This is a genomic window from Croceicoccus pelagius (assembly GCF_001661915.1).
Taxonomy (GTDB): domain Bacteria; phylum Pseudomonadota; class Alphaproteobacteria; order Sphingomonadales; family Sphingomonadaceae; genus Croceicoccus; species Croceicoccus pelagius.
Window position 1 is genome coordinate 311,411 of the sequence record NZ_LYWY01000039.1, and the last position, 16,274, is coordinate 327,684.

At 64.2% G+C, this 16,274-nt stretch carries 16 protein-coding genes; 10 read left to right on the plus strand and 6 right to left on the minus strand.

Annotated features, from left to right (window positions below; all coding sequences use genetic code 11):
* Positions 1 to 76 precede the first annotated feature (76 nt).
* The 5 genes from A9D15_RS12965 to A9D15_RS12985 are packed head-to-tail and all read left to right on the plus strand — an operon-like array spanning position 77 to position 4,869.
* Positions 77 to 1,948: a TonB-dependent receptor plug domain-containing protein gene (locus A9D15_RS12965; RefSeq protein WP_066765638.1), complete on the plus strand. Its 1,872-nt coding sequence runs from the start codon at positions 77 to 79 to the stop codon at positions 1,946 to 1,948.
* Positions 1,949 to 1,987: 39 nt separating this feature from the next.
* Complete coding sequence (locus tag A9D15_RS12970) at positions 1,988 to 2,767, plus strand: ABC transporter substrate-binding protein (RefSeq protein WP_066766122.1); 780 nt, start codon at positions 1,988 to 1,990, stop codon at positions 2,765 to 2,767.
* The gene (locus tag A9D15_RS12975) at positions 2,764 to 3,723 is read left to right on the plus strand and encodes a FecCD family ABC transporter permease (RefSeq protein WP_066765640.1); all 960 of its coding nucleotides are present in this window, start codon (positions 2,764 to 2,766) and stop codon (positions 3,721 to 3,723) included. The genes A9D15_RS12970 and A9D15_RS12975 overlap by 4 nt, the downstream gene beginning before the upstream one ends.
* Positions 3,723 to 4,505, plus strand: coding sequence for an ABC transporter ATP-binding protein (locus tag A9D15_RS12980; protein WP_066765641.1), 783 nt, complete (start codon positions 3,723 to 3,725; stop codon positions 4,503 to 4,505). The genes A9D15_RS12975 and A9D15_RS12980 overlap by 1 nt, the downstream gene beginning before the upstream one ends.
* A gap of 25 nt (positions 4,506 to 4,530) precedes the next feature.
* Positions 4,531 to 4,869 carry a hypothetical protein gene (locus A9D15_RS12985; protein ID WP_066765642.1) on the plus strand — a complete coding sequence of 113 codons (339 nt, stop codon included), beginning with the start codon at positions 4,531 to 4,533 and terminating at the stop codon, positions 4,867 to 4,869.
* Here the strand turns inward: A9D15_RS12985 and thpR are convergent.
* Together thpR and A9D15_RS12995 are read right to left on the minus strand one after the other, a co-directional pair.
* The gene (gene thpR, locus A9D15_RS12990) at positions 4,862 to 5,416 is read right to left on the minus strand and encodes an RNA 2',3'-cyclic phosphodiesterase (protein WP_066765643.1); all 555 of its coding nucleotides are present in this window, start codon (positions 5,414 to 5,416) and stop codon (positions 4,862 to 4,864) included. The genes A9D15_RS12985 and thpR overlap by 8 nt on opposite strands.
* Positions 5,416 to 6,156 carry a 2OG-Fe(II) oxygenase gene (locus A9D15_RS12995; protein ID WP_066765645.1) on the minus strand — a complete coding sequence of 247 codons (741 nt, stop codon included), beginning with the start codon at positions 6,154 to 6,156 and terminating at the stop codon, positions 5,416 to 5,418. Before A9D15_RS12995 ends, thpR begins: the two co-directional genes overlap by 1 nt.
* Before the next feature lie 84 nt (positions 6,157 to 6,240).
* Here A9D15_RS12995 and A9D15_RS13000 point away from each other — a divergent pair, with 84 nt between their 5' ends.
* The 4 genes from A9D15_RS13000 (at position 6,241) to A9D15_RS13015 (ending at position 11,155) form a co-directional block, all read left to right on the plus strand.
* A complete protein-coding gene (locus A9D15_RS13000) occupies positions 6,241 to 7,221 on the plus strand; it encodes a hypothetical protein (protein WP_066765646.1) in 981 nt (326 codons plus the stop codon).
* Positions 7,222 to 7,328: 107 nt separating this feature from the next.
* The gene (gene uvrA, locus A9D15_RS13005; protein ID WP_066765647.1) at positions 7,329 to 10,265 is read left to right on the plus strand and encodes an excinuclease ABC subunit UvrA; all 2,937 of its coding nucleotides are present in this window, start codon (positions 7,329 to 7,331) and stop codon (positions 10,263 to 10,265) included.
* Positions 10,266 to 10,319: 54 nt separating this feature from the next.
* A complete protein-coding gene (locus A9D15_RS13010; RefSeq protein WP_066765649.1) occupies positions 10,320 to 10,757 on the plus strand; it encodes a CHRD domain-containing protein in 438 nt (145 codons plus the stop codon).
* A gap of 83 nt (positions 10,758 to 10,840) precedes the next feature.
* Complete coding sequence (locus A9D15_RS13015; RefSeq protein WP_066765650.1) at positions 10,841 to 11,155, plus strand: hypothetical protein; 315 nt, start codon at positions 10,841 to 10,843, stop codon at positions 11,153 to 11,155.
* Between the two features lie 4 nt (positions 11,156 to 11,159).
* Here A9D15_RS13015 and A9D15_RS13020 read toward each other — a convergent pair whose 3' ends face one another.
* Positions 11,160 to 11,705 (minus strand): YybH family protein, encoded by a 546-nt coding sequence (locus A9D15_RS13020; protein ID WP_066765652.1) that lies wholly within the window; start codon positions 11,703 to 11,705, stop codon positions 11,160 to 11,162.
* 172 nt (positions 11,706 to 11,877) lie between these two features.
* Here A9D15_RS13020 and A9D15_RS13025 point away from each other — a divergent pair, with 172 nt between their 5' ends.
* Positions 11,878 to 12,285, plus strand: coding sequence for a hypothetical protein (locus A9D15_RS13025; protein WP_156521778.1), 408 nt, complete (start codon positions 11,878 to 11,880; stop codon positions 12,283 to 12,285).
* 7 nt (positions 12,286 to 12,292) lie between these two features.
* On the opposite strand, the gene A9D15_RS16300 is transcribed toward A9D15_RS13025, so the two are convergent.
* The 3 genes from A9D15_RS16300 to A9D15_RS13040 all read right to left on the minus strand — a co-directional run bounded on the left by A9D15_RS16300 (position 12,293) and on the right by A9D15_RS13040 (position 16,177).
* Entirely contained in the window at positions 12,293 to 12,862 is a 570-nt protein-coding gene (locus A9D15_RS16300) for a septal ring lytic transglycosylase RlpA family protein (protein WP_082924456.1), read from the minus strand.
* Between the two features lie 783 nt (positions 12,863 to 13,645).
* Complete coding sequence (locus A9D15_RS13035) at positions 13,646 to 14,863, minus strand: argininosuccinate synthase (RefSeq protein ID WP_066765658.1); 1,218 nt, start codon at positions 14,861 to 14,863, stop codon at positions 13,646 to 13,648.
* A 9-nt stretch (positions 14,864 to 14,872) separates the two neighbouring features.
* Positions 14,873 to 16,177 (minus strand): MATE family efflux transporter, encoded by a 1,305-nt coding sequence (locus tag A9D15_RS13040; protein WP_082924457.1) that lies wholly within the window; start codon positions 16,175 to 16,177, stop codon positions 14,873 to 14,875.
* Positions 16,178 to 16,274: the final 97 nt, after the last annotated feature.

The following is a 16,274-nucleotide window of genomic DNA, read 5'->3' on the forward strand; positions in this document are numbered from 1 at the left end:
AGCAGCGAGCAGTCTGTCGGCTTGGGTCCGACCGGCTTCCCGTCTGGACGACGTTTCGTTCCATGCGGGAGGTTTGATGTACAAGTACCTGTTTCTCTTGAGTTCCGTTCTTGCCGCTCCTGCTCTTGCGCAGGACGTGGATGGCGATGGCGTGGTCGAATACGCGACCGCCGCACCGCCGCCGATGGCAGAAGAAGTCTCGACCATCACGGTGACCGCGACGGGCCTGCCGCTTGACGTGTCGCAGACCGGTCAGCCGGTCTCGATCATCTCTCGTGACGAGATCGAGGCTGTCCAGGGTGCGGATATCACCCGCGTGCTTCAGCGCATGCCCGGCGTTTCGACGACGCGTAATGGCGGCGCGGGCGGCTTTACCGGCGTGCGCGTGCGCGGTGCGGCTTCCGAACAGCTGCTTGTCCTGATCGACGGCGTCAAGGTCAACGATGTCGCCTCGCCTGGCGGCGGTTTCGACTTCGGCAACCTGCTTGCGGGCGAGATCGAACGGATCGAGCTGCTGCGCGGGCCGAACTCCGTGGCTTGGGGCGCAGACGCGATGGGCGGGGTCATGAACCTTACGACCCGCGCCCCCGATGGCGTGACGGCGAGCGCTGAATATGGCGCGCGCGAAACCGTCTACACAACACTTGGCGGCGGTGTTCGTACGGACGTTTTCGAAATGGGTCTGACCGGCAGCTATTACGACACCGAAGGTTTCAGTGCCGCCGCTGACGGCACAGAGGATGATGGCTATCGCCAGTATCAGGTTACGGGCCGGGCGCGCTATCGCGTGACCGACTTGTTCAGCATCGTCGCCAACGGGCGCTACGCGGATTCAAAGCTCGAGCAGGATGGCTATCCGGCACCGGCTTACATGTTCGCCGACACGTCCGACCTTCAGGATACCAGCGAATGGTCGGGCCGGATCGGCGCCGAATATCTGGGCGATAGCCTCTCGCTTCGGGCAGGTTACGCGCTTTCGGATACCGAGCGTACCTACACCGGTGAAAGCTACGGCGACTTCCCCTATGCCACGAAGGGGCGTGCGGAACGCGCTGAAATCTTTGGTCAGTATGCGCTCGCAGGTCCGGTGCGCCTCGACTTCGGCGCGGACCGCGAATGGTCCGAATTCGAGGACAGCGGTACGACCGAGGATGCCTCGATCAACAGCGGCCATGCGATGCTGGGCATCTATCTGCCCTTTGCATCTGTCGCGGCTGGCGCCCGCTATGACGATCACTCGACGTTCGGAGACGAATGGACGTTCGGTGCGAACGCAGCCTTTTCCATCGCGTCGGACTTGCGCGTCCGGGCCAGCTATGGCGAGGGCTTCAAGGTTCCCTCGCTTTATCAGCTCTACTCGTTTTACGGCGACACTTCCCTGCAGCCCGAGACCAGCAAGGGCTATGACATCGGGCTGGAAAAGGGACGCCGCGACGGCGCCTTCTTTGCGGGCGTTTCGCTGTTCCGCCGCGACAGCCGCAACCTGATCGACTTCGATCTGGTGTCGTACTCTTACTACAACATCGGTAAGGCGCGTTCCGAGGGTGTCGAACTGGAACTGGGTGCGCGGCCGTCGGACAACCTGCGCGCTGGGCTGGTCTATACTTACGTGAAGTCGACCGACCGCACGGCGGGCGGCATCTACGAGGGTAATGACCTAAACCGCCGCCCGCGCAATACCGTGACGGCCAGCCTCGACTGGACCGCGCCGGTGGCGGGTGTCGCGCTTGGCGGGGACATTCGCATGGTCGGCGACAGCTTCGACGATCGCGGCGAATGGACACGGCTGGACGGATATCAGACCGTCGATCTGCGCGCTTCGTTGCCGCTTGGCGCGGTAGAGGTATTCGGACGTGTCGAGAACGTCTTCGACGAAGGCTACGAGACTGTTGCCGGATACAACACCGCCGGACGCAGCGCCTATGTCGGCGCGCGGCTGAGCATCTGACCCGTGCGGCGCGGCGCGCATATCGCGGTTCTGGTGAGCATGCTCGCCGCCGCGTGCGCGCCCGCGCCGGATGGCACAGCCGCCAAGGCTCCGCGCATCGTGTCGCTAAACCCCTGCGCCGATGCGATCCTTGCCGAAGTCGCGCCCGATCACCTGCTCGCGGTTTCGCACTACAGCTACGATCCGGCGTCGAGTTCGATGGGCGTGGCCCAGGCCATGCGATTTGCTGCGACATCGGGCAGTGCCGAGGAAATAGCGAAGCTAGACCCCGACATCGTCGTTGCGGCAACTTTCCTGCCGCCTGCTACCGAACGGGCGCTTGCCGCAATGGGCTACCGCGTCGTGAAGACCGGATCGATTGCCTCTCTCGACGATGCCTTGCAACAGGTGCGCGATCTGGCTGACCTTGCCGGTGAGCAGGAGGCGGGAGAGCGGCTGGTGGTGCAGATCGAAGCGAGTCTGATCGCTGCGAGGCCCTTAGAGCAGGAGCCGGTTTCGGCGCTCGTCTGGCAGGCAGGCGGTTTGGTGCCGGGTGAACAGACGCTCGTTTCCGATCTCCTTCGCCACACCGGCTTCACCAATTTCTCGGCAGGTCGCGGGCTGGGGCAGGGGGCTGTCGTTCCGCTGGAAGACGTGCTGGCCGATCCGCCGCAGGTCATCCTCAACGCGGGGAACGGGCGGATGCAGAACCATCCTGCGCTGGGCAAGTTGGCAGACCGCACGACCGAATTCGACACCAGGCTGACGTGGTGCGGCGGGCCGACGATCATCGCCGCTGCCGCAAGGCTGTCCGAAATCCGTGACGGGCTGACCCGGTGAGGCGGCTGTCCCTCCTCCTGCTCGCCGCCTTGGTGATTGCGCTGCCGCTTTCGCTTCTGGCGGGCCGCGTGTGGATTGCGCCTTGGGCAGAGCCCGTCCCGAATGCGACTGCCATCCTGATGGAGCTTCGTTTGCCGCGCGGGCTTCTGGCCATGGTGATAGGCGCAGGTCTTGGCGGGGCGGGTGCTGCGATGCAGGGATACTTGCGCAATCCGCTGGCCGATCCGGGGTTATTCGGTATCGCGCCGGGTGCTGCGCTGGGTGCGGTGATGGCGCTTTTTCTCGGGCTTGCCGCAATCCCTTTCGTTCTTCCCGCTTTTGCGTTGATCGGCGCTGGCGGAGCCATGGCACTGCTAGCTATCATTGCGGGCCGCACCGGAGGGATTGCGCTGTTCACGCTGGCAGGTCTCATGATCGCCAGCCTTGCCGGAACGCTGACGAGCTTGGCGATCTCGCTTTCGCCCAATCCTTTCTCGACGAGCGAGATTGTCACATGGCTCATGGGTGCGCTGACCGATCGTAGCTGGACCGATCTCTGGATCGCCGCACCGCTGACGCTGGCGGGCCTTGTCGTGCTCTGGCGCACAGGCCCTTCGCTCGACGCGCTTACTCTGGGCGAGCAGGCGGCGGTTTCGCTTGGCGTTGAGGCGAAGCGGCTGCAATGGTGGATCGTGCTGGGCATCGGACTCGTGATCGGGGCGGGGGTCGCGGTCGCGGGTATCATCGGCTTCGTCGGCCTTATGGTGCCGCACCTCGTCAGGCCGTTCACCGATCGCCGACCATCCACCCTTATCGTGCCGAGCGCGCTTGCGGGCGGGCTGCTGGTGCTTGTGGCGGATACGGTCTGCCGTGCGCTGCCAATGGCAATCGAGTTGCGGCTGGGCATTGCCCTGTCATTGCTCGGCGCGCCGTTCTTCCTTGCGCTGCTGCTGCGACTTCGCAGGGAGCTTGCCTGATGCTCTCTGTACGAGATGTGGTGGTGAAGCGGGCTGGCCGCACGGTGGTCGAGGGCGCCTCGCTGGCGCTGGAACGCGGTGAGTTGACCGCGATCTGCGGGCCGAACGGCGCTGGCAAGTCGAGCCTTCTGGCGGTGCTGGCAGGACTCCTGCCCGCCGCATCGGGAGAAGTGATGCTCGATGACCGGCAAGTGCCGGCGATCCCCGCGCGCGAAAAGGCGCGTCTTATCGGGTTCCTGCCGCAACAGGCCGATGTCGCATGGGATATCTCTGTCGAGACGCTGGTCGCACTGGGCCGGTTGCCGTGGCGCTCGGTCCCCGGCCGACCTGCGCGGGCGAGCCGCGATGCGGACCGCCATGCCATCGCGTCGGCCATGACCGCCATGGAACTGGAGGCGCTGGCACTGCGTCCCGTCTCGCAGATTTCGGGCGGCGAGAAAGCGCGCGCAGCGATGGGGCGCGTGCTGGCGGGAGAGCCCGAGTGGATCCTCGCCGACGAACCGCTCGCCAATCTCGACCTTTCGCACCAGCAAGCTCTTGCTGCGTCGCTTAAAGGGCAGGCAGATGCGGGGCGCGGTGTGGTTGTCGTCATGCACGACCTTGCTGCCGCGATGAACCATGCCGGGCGCGTCATCGTGATCGACAAGGGGCGCGTGGTCGCGGACGGTGCGCCCGAACAGGCCCTGTCGCGCGAAGTCATCGAAACCGTCTGGCAAGTGCCTTGTCAATGGCTGGGTGAAGCCGGGGCGCGTGCCCTCGCAATGGGACAATCCGTGGCGTAAACTTGACTGTAACCGTCGTTGCGGCATGATTTATTCCAAGATGCGCGGTACACCTTATCTGGCCGCCCTCGTGCTCGGCCTCGTGACCGCGCCGGTGCTGCCGGTTGCGGCGCAGGAGTCGCGCGATCCGCGCGCGATCCGTCAGCGGAACGCGCTCGACTGTACCTTCCGGCTAACCAACGATTACATCAAGGACGTCATCCTGATGCAGGACACGACGTTCTCGCCTGAGGCTTGCGCCACGGCGTGCGCACGCTTTGCAGAGCAGTCGGTCGTCTCGATGCGCGATGCTGTGTACGTGTTGCGCTATACCTGCGAATACCGGGGCCAGCTGGTTGCGAACGTCGACCTCAAGGTCACTTGAGGTTTGCTTTTCCGCTCAGCGCGAACCTCACGACAGGGTCGTATTGCGACCCGCTAGGCGTCAACGTGCTCTCGTAGAGTAGGAAGCTGTCGACGTGCATTGGCCCAACATGGAAATCGCCGAAACGCGCCAGCCAGTCGCCAATCGGGCCGCTGGACCGGTTGAGCCGCGCCAGCGTTACGTGGGGCAGAAACCGGCGTGTCTCCGCCTCGCAGCCCGCGGCGACAACCGCGCGCTCGACCTTCTTCTGCAAGGTCAGCAGTTCGGGCGAATGCGCCACGCCCGCCCAGACCGCGTGCGGCCAGTGCGACTTCGAGAAATGCCCGAGCCCGCGCAGTTCGAGATCGAACGCAGGTGCCTCGATTCTCGACAGGGCGTCGGCAATGTCGTTCGCCTGCGGCGTGTCGACCTCGCCGATATAGCGCAAGGTCAGGTGAAGCTGCGTCTCGTCCTGCCAGCGCGCGTCCTCGATCCCGTCCATGACGTCGAACATGGCGCCCATCGCGTCCTCGCTGGGGCGGATGGCGACGAAGAGGCGGTGGCTCATCAGCCTTGCCAGGGAATGGGAAAGGGCGGCTCGTCCGCGCGCAGCCAGCCCGTGATCGAGAACCGGCGCGGCGGGGCGTAGGATGCGACCGCGCTGACCGAATGGCGACGCGGGACGGTAAAGATATTGAGCGCATTGAACCGCGGCCGCAGAGCGAATTCGACATCGTCGTCCTCGCTCCAGAACTGAAGCAACCCGCCCCAATCGAGATCCCAGTCCTGCGCGAAACTGAGTACGTAGGCGGCAAGGCGCGGTTCGGTCTCGGATTCGTCGGTGTGGTACTTCAGGAAATGGTTCGCCTGGTAGAGCGCCCCGTGTGCATCGACCCACCGCGTTTCGTGAAGTCCCGTGACTTCGCGCAGAAAGTCCAGCACCGGCGCGCTGTTCAGGAACTCGTAGGCGCGAAAGATGTCGCGGTCCGGCCGTCCGGGGCGGGAATAATCCTGTAGCAGCGGGTAGTTGTTGTAGAAGAACTGGAACCCGCTCAGCGCGCCGCTATCGACGACCTGCCGGATCTGGCTGGCCTGCTGCGGAGTGAGGGCGCGCAATTGCTCGGGCGTCATCTCCACGACCGTGTTCCCGTCGCGGAAGACCAGGTTCCAGGGCACGCCATGGAGCGCTTCCAGCACGGCCTGCGCGCTTTCGGGGCGCAGCACGTCGCGGATCTGGATGCGGTTGTCCGCGCGATAGGCCCGTGCAAGGTCTGCGCGATCGAGTTCGGGATTGAGGCCGAGGTCCATCTGGCGGTGCTAGCAGTGCCCGGCGCGGGACGGAACAGCCGAGGCGCGATTGCACACCGCCAAGCGCCGCCCTAGAGCATCGGCATGGAGAGCGCGGCAAAGATCATCGGCGACCCGGCATGGATGCCGCACCGGCTGGACATGAACGGGCAGCGGGTCCAGTTCCTCAAGATCGAACGCGAGCGGCTGGGCGAAGGGCCGTTCCTCGCGCAGTTCGAGCCGAGCGGCGGGGACGAGGCGTGGTTGCCATTCGCCGCCCTGCAACAGGTGCCGCAGTCCGGCGGGTCGTTGCATTTCATCTTCCACACCGCGTTCTGCCGTTCGACCCTGCTGGCCAAGGCGCTCGATATTCCGGGGCATTCGGTGGGCTACAGCGAGCCCGGAATCCTCAACGACATCGCCGCGCATGGCACAGCCGCGCATCCTCTACTGCCTGCGGTCCTTGCCCTCCTGACCCGACCGCGGGGAGAGGGCGAAGTCGTCTTCGTCAAACCGAGCAATCATGCGAACAGCCTCATTTCGGCGCTGATGGCGGCAAGACCCGATGCGCGCGGCATCATGCTGTCGAGCCAGTGCGACCAGTTTCTCGGGTCGATCCACCGCAAAGGCCTGCCGGGGCGCAGCTGGGCACGGCGGCTCTATCTCGAGGTTCAGGACTACGCGCCGCTGAACCTCGGCATGGACGGGCGGCAGGTCTTCGCGATGAGCGACCTGCAGGTGGCGGGGCTTGCATGGCTGATGAACCGGCGCTGGTTCGCCATGCAGATGACGCGAGCGGAGGGGCGGATGCGCTCCCTCGATGCCGAGGATGTGAAGACGCGTCCGGCCGAGACCATTCGAAAGACGCTGGCTTTTGCGGGCCGGGAGATCACCGAAGAGCATGCCCGCGCCATTGCCAAAGGCGCAATTTTCGCCCGCGACGCCAAGACCGGAGGCGCGGTCCCGACTCAATCTGGAAGTCATGGCAAAGTGGTCGATGAGGAGATCGCCAAGGTCGCGCACTGGGTCAGCCAGATTGCAGCCAGCGCCGGGATTCCGCTGACGCAGCCCACACCTCTGCTCTGACCGGCGTTGCAATCGCGCGGGTCGTTACCACATCGACCGGAACTGGCCACGCGCCACGGCCCCATAGGTCTTGACGGCGCGGAACATTTGCGGAACATCATTCTCCCATGAGTCTTACCAAGATTTCCGTGCGCGGCGCGCGCGAGCACAACCTGAAGGGTATCGACATCGATCTGCCGCGTGACGCGCTGATCGTGATCACGGGCCTGTCCGGTTCGGGCAAGTCGAGCCTTGCTTTCGATACGATCTACGCTGAAGGGCAGCGCCGCTATGTCGAGAGCCTGTCGGCCTATGCGCGCCAGTTCCTCGAGATGATGCAGAAGCCAGATGTCGAGCATATCGACGGCCTCTCGCCCGCGATCTCGATCGAGCAGAAGACGACGAGCCGCAACCCGCGCTCGACCGTGGCGACCGTGACCGAGATTTACGACTACATGCGATTGCTTTGGGCGCGTGTCGGCGTTCCTTACAGTCCAGCGACGGGCTTGCCGATCGAGGCGCAGACCGTGTCGAACATGGTCGACCGGGTGATGACCCTGCCCGAAGGCACGCGCGCCTACCTGCTCGCGCCGGTCGTGCGCGGCCGCAAGGGCGAATATCGGAAAGAACTGGCCGAGTGGCAGAAGGCGGGCTTCACCCGCGTCCGCATCGATGGCGAGATGTACGCGATCGAGGAAGCGCCCGCGCTCGACAAGAAGTACAAGCACGACATCGAGGTCGTGGTCGATCGTATCGCGGTGCGCGAAGGTATCGAGACGCGGCTGGCAGACAGCTTCGAGACCGCGCTGAAGCTGGCCGAGGGGCTTGCCTACATCGACCTTGCCGACGGCGTCGTGCCGGGGCGCGAGGACGAAGAAAAGTCGGCCAATGTCACCGGCGGGCAGATGAAGGGAGCGGGGCTTCCCGCCAACCGCATCGTCTTTTCCGAAAAATTCGCTTGCCCGGTTTCGGGCTTCACGATCGAGGAAGTCGAGCCGCGCCTGTTTTCGTTCAACGCGCCGCAGGGCGCTTGCGCGGCCTGTGACGGACTGGGGGAAAAGCTGCTGTTCGACCCGCAGTTGGTGGTTCCGAACGAGGGGCTGAGCCTCAAGAAGGGCGCGGTCGTGCCCTGGGCCAAGTCGAATCCACCTTCGCCCTATTACATGCAGGTGCTGTCCAGCCTTGCGAAGGAATTCGGGTTCAGCCTCGAAACGCCGTGGCAGGACCTGCCGGGCGAAGTGAAAGTCGTGATCCTTTATGGCACTGCGGGCAAGCCGGTGCCGCTGACTTTCAAGGACGGGCGCAAGGAATATACGGTCAAGAAGCCTTTCGAGGGCGTGATCGGGAATCTCAATCGCCGCATGCTCCAGACCGAGAGCGCATGGATGCGCGAGGAACTGGGCAAGTACCAGACCGCGCAGCCCTGCGAGGTCTGTGACGGCAAGCGCCTCAACGACAAGGCGCTCGCGGTCAAGATCGCCGCGACCGACATCGCCGAGCCGACCAAGATGAGCGTCGCCGACGCGAAGGGCTGGTTCCTCGCCCTGCCGGAGAAGCTCAACGACACGCAGAACCAGATTGCCAAGGCGATCCTGAAGGAAATCAACGAGCGGCTGGGTTTCCTCGACAATGTCGGACTCGATTACCTCAACCTCGACCGGACGAGCGGCACGCTGTCGGGCGGCGAGAGCCAGCGTATCCGCCTTGCCAGCCAGATCGGTTCGGGGCTTTCGGGCGTGCTCTACGTTCTGGATGAACCGTCGATCGGCCTGCACCAGCGAGACAACGATCGCCTGCTGGAAACTCTGAAGCGTCTGCGCGATCTCGGCAACACGGTCATCGTGGTCGAGCATGACGAGGACGCGATCCGCACCGCCGACCATGTCGTGGACCTTGGTCCCGGCGCGGGCGTGCATGGCGGCGAGATCGTGGCGCAGGGCACGCTGAAACAGGTCCTGAAGTCAAAGAACTCTCTGACCGCTGCATACCTTAACGGCACGCGCGAGATCGCGGTGCCGAAAAAGCGTCGCAAGGGTAACGGCAAGAAGATCACCGTTCACGGCGCACGGGCGAACAACCTGCGCGACGTGACCGCATCGATCCCGCTCGGCACGTTCACTTGCATCACGGGCGTTTCGGGTTCGGGCAAGTCGAGCTTTACCATCGATACGCTCCACGCGGGTGCGGCGCGTACGCTGAACGGCGCGCGGGTTGTGGCAGGGGCGCATGACAAGATCACGGGCCTCGAAAATTGCGACAAGGTGATCGAGATCGACCAGTCGCCGATCGGGCGCACTCCGCGGTCGAACCCGGCGACTTATACGGGCGCCTTCACCAATATCCGCGACTGGTTTGCCGGCCTCCCCGAGGCGCAGGCGCGAGGCTACAAGCCGGGGCGTTTCAGCTTTAACGTGAAGGGTGGCCGCTGCGAGGCGTGCCAGGGCGACGGCCTCATCAAGATCGAGATGCACTTCCTCCCCGACGTCTATGTCACGTGTGAGGAGTGCCACGGCAAGCGCTACAACCGCGAAACGCTGGAGGTGAAGTTCAAGGGGCACTCGATCGCCGACGTGCTGGACATGACGATCGAGGATGCCGAGGAATTCTTCAAGGCGGTCCCGCCGATCCGCGACAAGATGCACATGCTGAACGAGGTCGGCCTCGGCTACGTCAAGGTCGGCCAGCAGGCGACGACGCTCTCGGGCGGAGAGGCGCAGCGCGTGAAGCTGGCCAAGGAACTGTCGCGTCGTTCGACCGGGCAGACGCTCTACATCCTCGACGAGCCGACGACCGGCCTTCACTTCGAAGACGTGCGCAAGCTGCTGGAAGTGCTGCACCGGTTGGTGGAGCAGGGGAACAGCGTGGTCGTAATCGAACACAATCTCGACGTCATCAAGACCGCCGACTGGATCGTCGATCTTGGCCCCGAAGGCGGGGTGCGCGGCGGCGAGATCGTCGCAGAGGGTACGCCTGAAAAGGTGGCGGAGAACCCGCGCAGCTTCACCGGCCAGTACCTTGCCCCGATGCTGGGCAAGCCCGCGCTTGGGCGCGAGGCGGCGGAGTAGAGGTGGGATGCTCGTCGTGCTAAGTTCGGCGGCAGGAGAAGGAGTCGCGAAGTCATGAAGAAGCTCATTGCCCTTGCTGCCATCGCTGCAGCCACCCCGGCCATTGCCGGACACCATGAAGACAAGGCCAACGGCCATTCGAAGATGCTGATGGCGGGTCTGCTCGGCACGAACCAGGTCAACGGTGGTGACGAGGACGGCCGCGGCCAGTTCATGGCCTGGCCCGATGCCGAGGGACAGCTCTGCTATCGGCTCATGGTCTCGAACGTCGATGCCCCGACCGCTGCGCATATCCACAGCGGTGCTGCCGGCGTGAACGGCGGCGTTGTTGTCGGCTTGTCGGCACCGACGGACGGCAAGGTCGAAGGCTGCGCCACGGTCGATGCCGATACCATGGCGGCGCTTTGGGCAGAGTCAGGCGCTTACTATGTCAACGTGCATAACGCCGAACATCCCGCCGGCGCCGTGCGCGGCCAATTGATGAGCCACTGACCTCGGTTCCGGCTACCGGAACAGCCTTAGCGACCAATTAACCAATGTCGTGCCATGCAACCCCCTGAATCCAGGGGGTCTCCATGAGCGACGGTGCCAAAAAGCTGATTATCTTTCTCGTTCTCGCGGTAATCGCGACGGTCGTGTCGTTCTTTTTTGCCGAGGATATCCGCACCTGGCTCAACCAGCGGGGCGGCGGACAGAACGATGAAGTCCGCGCCCAGTGCATCGCCGAATACACGCAGGTTCCGCTGACCGAGCGGCGCGCGGGTCTTGTGTGCGACTGCCTGATTGTCGAGACCAGACGGCAAAAACTGAAGCTGAAGGACATGCTCGGCACGGACGCGCCCGAAATGCAGTCGATCTCGAGCGCGTGCATGCAAATGCACGCCGGCTAAGGCGTCAGCCCGCCTCAGGCGTTTCGGTCGGAGCGGGCGCGGACACGGCAGCTGCGGCTTCCTCCGGCGCGGAGACCGGCGTGTTCGAATCGACCACGATTTTCCACGTGCCGCCGTCCTTGCGCCACAGCGTCTGGTTGAAGCCCTTTTCGGTCATGACCTTCCCGTCCTCGCCCGACCATGAATAAGTATAGTCCGACGTCGTCGTGGCTAGATCGCCCGAGGTGGCAACCCACCCGTCCACCGTCTTGATCTCCACTGCCGAGTTCGGATCGCCCAGCATCTCGTCGAAGGCGGCCCGGATTGCCTCGAGACCGCTCATCACCGGCGCTCCGCTGGCCGCGAAGGTTGCATCGGCGGCATAGATGTTGGTCGCGCCCTCGGCGTCGTCGGCGGCAAAAGCGGCGGCCTGACCGTCTTGAATTTGAGTAATCGTCGCCAGTTCCGCATCGGTGTCGACCATCGGCGCTTCGGCCTGAGTGGAGTTGCAGGCACCAAGGGCAAGAAGGGCAGGGGCAATGGCAAGCACGGTTACAGGCAGACGCTTCATGGCGACTCTCCGGACATTGGCGACCCGAGGACGGGAAGAAGGCGCCTCTTGCGGACGGGAGTCAATCGGGTGACTATCCCCTTGGCTGGGCCGGTGGTTGAGGGCAGGTAACCTGCTCTTCACCATCAGGCTTTAGGGATCGGGCCAGACGGACAGAATACGGAGACGGTTGATGACGGCGGTCAGGCTTGCAGGCGCGATGGCGCTGGCGACATTTGCCCTTGCGGGGTGCGAGGATCCCAAGCCGGGTCTGCAGGACGAACAGCGCGTCGAGAAGGTGAGCGACTGCAAGGCGGTCGTCGGACATTTCGCGCCGACCCAACGCAAGAAGGACCAGCTCTGCGAATGTCTGACCGGCAGGCTGGCGCAGCAGCAGTTGACCGTGGACGATTTGCGCGGCGCCAAGCGCGACCGCGCGATGGAGCAACTGCGCTGGTGCGGTCAGCAGGTCGGTATTTTCAGCAAGAGCACTGCGCCCGCGCCCAAGCCTTCGGCGAGCGAGCCCGGAGTGGAAGGCCCCGGCGATGCCGAGCCGATCATGGATGAACCGGCAGCGACGGATGCTCCGGCTGCCGAGTAATCGGGTATCAGTTCTGAAGCAGGCTGAGGGCGACGCGGTCCTGGCCGCGCGACTTCATACCGATGGCGTCTGCGGCCGCTTCGGACAGATCGATCACGCGCTTGCCGTGGAACGGGCCGCGATCGTTAATGCGCACGATGATCGACTTGCCGGTGCGCTGCGACGTCACGCGGACCTTGCTGCCGAAAGGCAGGGTGCGATGCGCGGCGGTATATTCGGTCGGATCGAAGCGTTCGCCATTCGCCGTCGGACGACCGGCGAAGCGCGGGCCGTACCAGCTGGCAAGGCCTACACCGAGTTCTTCGGCAACGTCGCTGAGTTCGGAGATGACCGGAGCCGGCTCGGCAAAGCCGGGATCGTCGGTGCCCATGCCGGGCAGTTCGGGCAGGGCTTCGTCCGGCGTCGCGGTGTCGATATCGAAGCCCGGCGCGGTCACCTGAATGTCGTCCGACACGGCGAGCGCGGCTCCGGGAACGAGCGTGGCGAGGGCGAAGCCCACGGCCAGGCGCGATACGCGGCGGCGACGATCCGTCACACGGTGGTGGCGGATGAAGCGGTGCAATGTTGTCCCGTCCATGGGCTGGCTTATAACATGGAAAAGTAGCCCAAAGGTTTCGGCCCGTCTCAATTCGGCCACATTCGGACCGGGTTCGGGGAACTTGCACAGATTTCGGGGCAGGGCGCGACTCGACGCTTGAAGCACTTTCTGCGCGCCCAAACGCAAATGGGGCCAGCATCGCTGCTGGCCCCACTCTCACCGACGCGTGGTCCACTGGGGAACTTGGCGCCTGGCGTTTCGGCTTCCTTTCCCGAAGGTCGGGATGCCTATGTCGCCCGGCGCTCGCGCCGGCATCCGGTTCCTGGCGGGGGTTCGGCCCGGCGAAGAAGAGCGTTCTCTTCTCCCGTTCCGTTTCTCACCCGGATCCGAAGCCTTCGTTCCATATTGGTCCGGCGCTTCAACCGATCCGGCATTTCCACAAGGGATATGCCTTTCGTCCACGTCGGTCCGGAATTCCGGCCATGCTGATGCGCCTTTCGCGTATCCGGTCTTTCCTCATCCGCGGCCTTCGAGAGGCCTGCCGGACGCTGGTCCGTCCATCTGTCGCGCGGCTTTCGCCAGCATATCGATCGGTTCGATTTCCTTTACGTTTCAGAGCCTTGCGGCCCGATCCGAAAGGGCTTCATCCCCGTTCGACAAGTTCAAGGTGATCCTGATGACTGAGTCGTTCAAGCAGGCAAGCGGCGACTTATCCACAAATCGCAATCTTCGCGGTGGACAAGAGTGGATAAACCCGTCAATTGGCGCGGTTCGCCGCGATCGCGAGCGAATCTCGCGACTGCGGCACGCCCGCAAAGGCGATTAGCGGCCTTGCTTGGCCAGCAGCTTCAGACGAAGCGCATTCAGCTTGATGAAGCCTTCCGCGTCCTTCTGGTCATAGGCACCGGCATCGTCTTCGAACGTCACGTGGCGTTCGGAATAGAGCGAATTCGGCGACTTGCGTCCGACGACCGAGACCGAGCCCTTGTAGAGCTTCAGGCGAACGGTGCCGTTCACGGAAACCTGCGAGTGGTCGATCGCGGCCTGCAGCATCTCGCGCTCCGGCGCGAACCAGAAGCCGTTGTAGATGAGCTCTGCATATTTCGGCATCAGCTCGTCCTTGAGGTGCGCGGCGCCACGATCCAGCGTGATCTGCTCGATACCGCGATGCGCCGCCGCATAGATCGTGCCGCCCGGCGTTTCGTACATCCCGCGCGACTTCATTCCGACAAAGCGGTTCTCGACGAGATCGAGACGCCCGATGCCGTGCTTGCGGCCCAGCTCGTTGAGCTCGGTCAGAAGCGTGGCGGGCGAGGTTGCCTTGCCATTCAGCGAAATGCCGTCGCCCTTTTCGAACCCGATCTCGATATATTCGGGCGTATCGGGCGCGTCCTCGGGGTTCACCGTTCGCGAATAGACGTAGTCGGGGGTCTCTTCCCACGGATCTTCCAGGACCTTGCCCTCAGACGAGGTGTGCAGCAGATTCGCGTCGGTCGAGAACGGACTTTCGCCGCGCTTGTCCTTGGGAACCGGGATCTGGTGCTGTTCGGCCCACGCGATCAGCGCGGTGCGGGAATTGAGGTCCCACTCGCGCCACGGGGCGATGACCTTGATGTCGGGATCAAGAGCATAGGCCGACAGTTCGAAGCGGACCTGGTCGTTGCCCTTGCCGGTCGCGCCATGGGCTATGGCGTCGGCGCCGGTTTCGTGCGCGATTTCGATCAGGCGCTTGGAAATGAGCGGGCGTGCGATCGAAGTGCCGAGCAGGTAGTCGCCTTCGTACTTCGCGTTGGCGCGCATCATCGGGAAGACGAAGTCGCGCACGAACTCCTCGCGCAGGTCGTCGATGTAGATGTGCTCGTCCGGGATACCCATCAGCTTCGCCTTGGCGCGCGCGGGTTCGAGTTCCTCGCCCTGGCCGAGGTCAGCCGTGAACGTCACGACCTCGCAGTTGTAGGTGACCTGCAGCCACTTAAGGATGACCGAGGTGTCGAGGCCGCCTGAATAGGCCAGCACAACTTTCTTGATGGAATCGCTCATGCGGGCCGGTTAGGCGGGACTTGCGCCTCCTGCAAGTCTCTCTGCGGGTTTGATCGACCTGAGGAGACCCGGAAGGTACGCGCCGAGGGTCACTGCACGCAGCACATAGGTGGCCGTGAAGGCTATCCAGACGCCCCAGTTGCCATAGGGGCGGAGCAGCAGGTCAAGCGCGATATAGAGCGCGGTGGTAAGCACCGCGGCATTGCGCAGGGCCTTGCCGCGCGTCGCGCCGATGAACACGCCGTCGAGCATCCACGAGGGCGCGCCAAGCAGGGGAACAAGGGCGGCAAATGGCAGAAACGCCGCGGCAGTCTCGAAGGTTGCAGGGTCGGTCACCATGAGATCGATCACCTTCTTTCCGAACACGAAGTAGCTCAGCGTGATCAATGCTCCGCCCAGAAGCGCGAATTCGCTCGTGAGCCGGATCGCGCGCAGGAAACGCGGGCGCGACCCCGCTCCCAGCGCCTGTCCGACGCGCGCTTCAGCGGTGAAGGCGAAGGCATCGAGCGCGAAAGCGGCGACCGAGATGAACTGCAAGAGCACGTGATTCGCCGCCAGCGTCGTCGCGCCGAGCCTTGCCCCCGAACTGGCGAGCCACGTGAAGACCAGAAGCAGCGCAACGGTGCGGATCATCAGGTCGCGGTTGACGGCGAAGAGCTTGGCGAGTTCCTCGCGGTCGAGAAGGTGCGACTTCGGAAACCGTTTCAGCATGGCAAGGGGACTTGCCCCTGCCACCCGCCCGCAGATGACGAGGCCGGTGACGAGCGCGATCCATTCGGCCCCTGCCGTACCTGCGCCGATCCCGCCTGCGCCCATTCCGGCGCCCCAGACAAGCCCGACATCGAGCAGGGTATTCGACGCGTTCATCACGATCTGCAGCACGAGAGCTGCCCGTGTGCGCCCAAGGCCCAGTAGCCAGCCGGTAATGGCGAAGACGGCCAAAGCGGCAGGCGCGCCGAAAAACCGGGCAGAGACGTAGGCGCTGGCTTCGGCGCTGACTTGTTTTCCGCCCGACATGACGGCGAGCGCGAGGGAGGTCAGCGGGATCTGGAAGGCCAGCAGCAGAAAACCCAGTGACCCGCCGATGCCGATTCCGCGCAGGAACAGCGCCTCGACCTCGCGCTGCCGGTCTGCCCCGTGCGCCTGTGCGGTAAGGCCGGTAAGGCCCATGCGCAGGAAACCGAAGCTCCAGAAAACGAGGTTGATGATCGTCGCGCCCAGTGCCACCCCCGCCAGCGCGCCTGCATCGCCAGTGCGGCCCACGACAACGGTATCGACGATGCCTACCAGAGGCACCGAGGCCTGGCCCAGCATGATAGGCCAAGCCTGCGCGAGTATGGTTTTTCGGGTGAGAGGGCCGGCGTCAGTCACCCTTTCGCCCATGCCGCGCGGCCAGGGGCAGGGCAAGCCG